Consider the following 5233-nt stretch of genomic DNA (forward strand, 5'->3'; position numbering starts at 1 on the left):
CAGCCTCCGATGAGGCGGGCGCCCGCTTCGTACCAGATTTTCACGTAGTCTTCATACTTGGCCGCGCTTCCTTCCCAGGATTTGCTTCCTGCATCGTAGTCTTCGCCGGAGTTCGGATAGACGACGACGGGCTTGTCGGTGACTTTGACGATTTCCTTGATCAGGGATTCGACATACTGCGGCGCGGTGCAGTTGATGCCGATGGCAGCGACTTCCTTGATATCCTTCAGCGCTTTGGCGCAGTCGGAGATGAGGTCGCCCCCGCAGGTGTGGAGTCCGTCCTTGCAGGAGAAGGAAATCCATGCTTCTGCGCCCGGGATTTCAGAAAGGACGTCGGTTTCTGCCAGCGCTTCGACGAGGCAGGGAATCGTTTCACAGGCAAAGACATCGGGGCCTGCTTCCGCCAGAATGTGGATTCTTTCTCTGTGGAAATCGGCGAGTTCTTCTCTCGTCTTGCCATAGTCCCCTCTGTATTCAGAGCCGTCAGCAAGGTAAGCGCCGTAAGGACCGACGGAGGCAGCGGTCAGGGGTGCCGGGCGGTTTTCTTCTTCATGGGAGAAAAGGTATTCATCCCTGGCATCCTGCACGAGAGCGATGGAGCTCTGGATGAGGGATGCCGCTTCTTCCTTGGAGAACCCCTTCTTCTCGAATCCGTCGACGGTCGCCTGGTAGCTCGCGCTCGTCACGATGTCGGCGCCTGCTTCGTAGTAGGACAGATGGACAGCTTCGACGAGCTCAGGGTTCTTGTAAAGAGCAATGGCGCTCCAGAGTTCATCATTGATGGCAAAGCCCTGTTTTTCGAGCTCGGTGGAAAAAGCGCCGTCCAGGACGATGAATGGATATTTCTTCAGAATTTCAGCAATCATGGCTTCCTCCTTATTTCAAAAGTTCAGCCGGCGGTTCACGGTCGAACCATTTCTTGTAGATAGCAGCAAATTCGCCGTTCTTCTTGATCTTGGCGAGGCCGTCGTCGATTTTCTTCAGGAGGTCCTTATTTCCCTTCTTGACGGCAATGCCCAGGTCTTCACTCGTAAGAGCGACAGGAGCGGTCTTCACGGAGTGGTCGCTTGTCTTTGCGACGTAGTATTCATTCGTCGGGATATCGTTCACGACAGCATCGACAGCGCCCTGCTTGAGGTCGAGGAAGGCATCAGAGAGGGTGTTGTAGACCTTCACGTTGGCGCCTTCGATCTTTCTGGCAGCTTCTTCGCCGGTGGAGCCGATCGTCACGCCAAGGACTTTGCCCTTGAGGTCGTCAGCGGTCTTGATGGCATCATTGTCTGCCTTGACGACGACGCCGAGGCCTGCGATGTAGTAGCGCTTGGAGAAATCGACGGATTTTTCGCGGTCCGGGGTGATGGTGATATCGTTGATGGCTGTATCAATGACGCCGGGCTGGAGAGACGGGATCAGGCCGTCGAAAGCAATGTTGTGGACTTCCGTTTCAAAGCCTTCTGCCTTGCCGATGGCGCGGATGACATCGACATCGAAGCCTTCATACGCTTTCGTTTCCGTGTTCTGGAAGCCGAAAGGCGGATACGCTGCGTCCATGCCGACGCGGATGACCTTACTGTTGGAAGGAGCAGAAGAAGCCGGCGCTTTGCCTGTGCCATTGCCGCAGCCGGCAGCAAGGCCGAGTGTCAGGCAGGATACGATGAGGAGAAACCATTTCAAAAACCGTTTCATAAGAACACCTCCGGGGAAATTTCCTTTCATCCGCTTATACGTGAAGCGGATTATGTACGTTGAAGGGCACGAGATCGTCCAAGCTGTAAGGGGTTTCCTGATAGACGAAGTTCAGCCAGTTATGATAGAAAAGGTGGGCATAGCTGCACCATACGAAGCGCGGGCGTTCCTGCGGATCATCGTAGGGATAATAGTTGGCAGGAAGCTTTGTCGGAAGGCCTTTATCACGGTCCCTCTTGTATTCCCACTCCAGCGTGCGCAGGTCGTACTCGAAGTGGCCGAGAACGAAGACGCGGCGGGATTCCTTGTCGGAAATGATATTGATGCCGTTGTCCTTGGAACGGGAAAGAGCGATCAGCTCGGGCGTGGCGTCGACCTTGGCATCATCGATCGATGTGTGGCGGGACTGCGGGATGAAGTACCTGTCGTCAAAGCCGCGAAGGAGCGGATGGAACGGCACCTGAAGCCCGTACGGGTAAATACCGAAGAGCTTCTGCGGAAGGATCCTCTTCTGTACGCCGTAGTCACGGTAGAGGCCTGCCTGTGCGGCCCAGCAGAAGTGGAGCGTGGAGAATACATTCTTGTCGGCCCATTCGAAGTATTTCAGCATTTCCGGCCAGTAATCGACTTCCTCGTATTCCATCTTTTCGACCGGCGCGCCTGTGATGATGAAGCCGTCATAGCGCTTGTCCTTGATATCATCGAATGTCAGATAATTCTGCTCAAGGTAGGAACGGTCGGTATGCGTCGTTTCGCGGGAAACCGTGTGTGCGAAGTCCACATCCAGCTGGAGCGGCGTGTCGCCCAGAAGACGGAGAAGCTGGACTTCCGTCGGTTTCTTGATCGGCATCAGGTTGAGAATCAGAATCTTCAGCGGACGAATATCCTGCGTCCTCGCTCTTTCTGTCCCAATCGTGACGATACCTTCCTTTTGCAGTTCACTTACGGCTTCGATGCCGTCTGCTACTTTTATTGGCACTGTAAGACCTCCTGTTCAAATTCCCATAAAAAAATCCCATCCCCTATGAAAGGGACGAGATATTCGTGTTACCACCCAATTTCGCCTCCGCGTCGCCGCGAAAGCCTCCGTAGGTACGCCGGCCAAAGCCTTGATACCGCATCTCTGTAACGGGAGATCCCGGGCTGCCTCATCATTCGGCACACCAGGCTCAGAGGCCATCTTCCGCGATTCTCTCCGCGCTCCTTTTCACCAACCGGAGCTCTCTTTGGCGTATCCTTCCGCGTACTCTTCTCTTCACTGCCTGTCTGAAATTATTTGTACTATACCATTACGCCTTTTGGCTGTCAAGAGAGCAAAGGAAATTTCGCAATTCCCACTATCTGTTCTTTCCACGGGCAAGGAGCAGCAGTTTTCCGGGCACCTTCTTCACCGATTCCGCCGACATTTCCGCCAGAAGGATCCCTGCAATCACAAGGAAGGCTCCGATGAATCCCGTCGTCCCCGGATCCTCGGCAAGGAATATCATGCTCCAGAGCGTCGCAAAGAGAGGATCGAGCGCACAGAAGAGCCCTGCGTCCTCAGCCGACATGTACTTCTGCGCGACCGGCTGGAACGTAAAGCCGAAGCACGAGCAGAGGAAGACGAGCGCCAGAAGGTACAGGATCGTGCTCCCCTCCTCCGGCACCGTAATCGTACCGACCGAAACGGCAGAGACGGCGCAGAAAAGGCTCATGAAACCCATCTGCCATATGCCGACGGAAAGAGGGTCGAGCGTTTTCACATACTTTGCTGTCAGGAAAATGAAGAATGCATAGCTGAGCGCCGCCAGAAGACCGTAAATGACGCCCGGCGTAATGTCCGGCCGACCGCCTTTCAGTGTCAGGAAACCGGCGCCGACGGAAATGATGAAGACACTCGCTATGATTTTTCCGGACGGCAGCTTCCGCAAAGCCGCCATGGTGAGGAGCGGCACGATCGCAAGCGCCATATTTTCCAGGAAGGCTGTCAGGTAGACGTCCGTTTCCTTAAGGCTCAGCATCTCCGCCGCCATGCCAAGTGCCAGCGTGATGCCAAGGATGGCCTTTTTCCTGACCATGTCCCAGGAAAACGTGCGCATGACGCGTTTCCTGTAAACAAGAAGAAGGAAAGCAAAGGCCAGAAGGAAACGGAGCCCTAAGAGCTCGAAGGGATTCATGCTGACCAGCATGAACTTGGAAAACAGAAATGACGAGCTCCTTGCCACAATGACAGATGCCAGGAGCCACTTTGCTGCGGACGCGCTCATGAAAAGCACCTCTTTCGTACGGCATTCTAACTGATAAATTTTTTGATTTTTTAGGACTTTATGTATACCTTGTTTGATATCGAGTATATATCATCGGATTTATTGACGGAAGAGCAAGTTTCGCAATATAACCTTGATATACCGGCAAGCGTTAATGCAAATATTTTGCATTTCCCTGTTTTATAAATCTATTCTTTTGCTATAATAAAGAGAACGAAATAATAACGATTTTGTCACCCTCAAGTACAGCTTATAAATAATGTATATGATGTATCTTTAGAAATAAAGCGGACAAAAGAGTGCCATATCTCAAAGAAGGAGGCTTGTCCATGGACACTAACAAATACGCTGCTCTTCTCAGCATCATCCGGCTGGGAAGCTTGTCAGCTGCCGCAGAGAAGATAGGCTATTCACCCTCGGGCATGACAAGAATGATGGACAGCCTTGAAAATGAGATGGGCTTCCCACTTCTTCACAGAACCAGCCAGGGCGTACAGCTCACGGAAGAGGGAAAGCGCCTTCTCCCCTCGATCAGGGAACTGCTCCTTGCCGAGAAAAAGACGCGTGCTGTCCGCTGTGACATCCTTTCCCTGACAGCCGGCGAGCTTTTCATCGGATCCTATTCCAGCACTGCTGCTGTCTGGCTGCCGCCGGTGCTTCACCGCTACTGCGATCTTTATCCCGATGTAGCCGTGCACCTTAGGGAAGGAAGCAACCGTGAACTTTTGGAAGCGCTGCAGGACGGAGAACTCTCCTGCGCCATCCTTTCCGAACCCCGCTCCTACAAGGGCGACTGGATCCCGCTCATGGAAGACAGGTTGCTCGTGTGGCTTCCGGCAGACTCCAAGCTTGCCGAAAAGGAAGCCGTCCATCCCAAGGACCTCGACGGCCTCGACTTCGTCAGCCCGCCCCTTCATGCAGAAACTGACGTGGAAGCCATCTTTGAGAAACATGACATCCATCCGACCTTCCGCCTGACGACGAGCAGCAACTACACCGCATGGCGCATGGTCGCCGCCGGCCTGGGCGTATCGATCAACAACGAGCTCGTGAGTGAGAACTGGAAAGAAGACGTCGTGACACGCCCCTTCGTTCCGGAAGAAAAAATCACCCTGGGCATCGCCCTCCCGTCCCTCCGGGACGCCTCCCCCGCCCTGAAGAAATTCATCGCGGAAATGAAAGCGCACCTGGCAGGAGAAAAAGAATAAGAAGAAACAATGGAGAAGCTCCGACGGGGGCTTCTTTTTTATGGAGCATTTCGGAAATACGGCTTATAGGACATTTCGTGTTGTTTTTATAGT

At 53.5% G+C, this 5233-nt stretch carries 5 protein-coding genes and 1 other annotated feature; of the genes, 1 reads left to right on the forward strand and 4 read right to left on the reverse strand.

All coding sequences use genetic code 11. The features are described from left to right. From mmuM to M3200_RS04130, 4 genes are all read right to left on the reverse strand, one after another. On the reverse strand, positions 1-866 hold an 866-nt coding region (gene mmuM, locus M3200_RS04115; RefSeq protein WP_288178133.1), incomplete at its 3' end, for a homocysteine S-methyltransferase. A 10-nt stretch (positions 867-876) separates the two neighbouring features. Then, a complete protein-coding gene (locus M3200_RS04120) occupies positions 877-1686 on the reverse strand; it encodes a basic amino acid ABC transporter substrate-binding protein (protein WP_022382275.1) in 810 nt (269 codons plus the stop codon). A 34-nt stretch (positions 1687-1720) separates the two neighbouring features. Next, positions 1721-2665, reverse strand: a complete 945-nt coding sequence (locus M3200_RS04125; RefSeq protein WP_022382276.1) for a homoserine O-succinyltransferase — start codon at positions 2663-2665, stop codon at positions 1721-1723. Between the two features lie 47 nt (positions 2666-2712). Continuing rightward, positions 2713-2954 (reverse strand) — a binding site (T-box leader). A 69-nt stretch (positions 2955-3023) separates the two neighbouring features. Continuing rightward, positions 3024-3932 carry a DMT family transporter gene (locus tag M3200_RS04130; RefSeq protein WP_022382277.1) on the reverse strand — a complete coding sequence of 303 codons (909 nt, stop codon included), beginning with the start codon at positions 3930-3932 and terminating at the stop codon, positions 3024-3026. Positions 3933-4261: 329 nt separating this feature from the next. Here M3200_RS04130 and M3200_RS04135 point away from each other — a divergent pair, with 329 nt between their 5' ends. Beyond that, positions 4262-5140: a LysR family transcriptional regulator gene (locus M3200_RS04135; protein ID WP_022382278.1), complete on the forward strand. Its 879-nt coding sequence runs from the start codon at positions 4262-4264 to the stop codon at positions 5138-5140. The last annotated feature ends 93 nt before the right edge of the window (positions 5141-5233 follow it).

Source organism: Dialister sp. CAG:357 (assembly GCF_000435155.1).
Classification (GTDB): Bacteria; Bacillota; Negativicutes; order Veillonellales; family Dialisteraceae; genus Dialister; species Dialister hominis.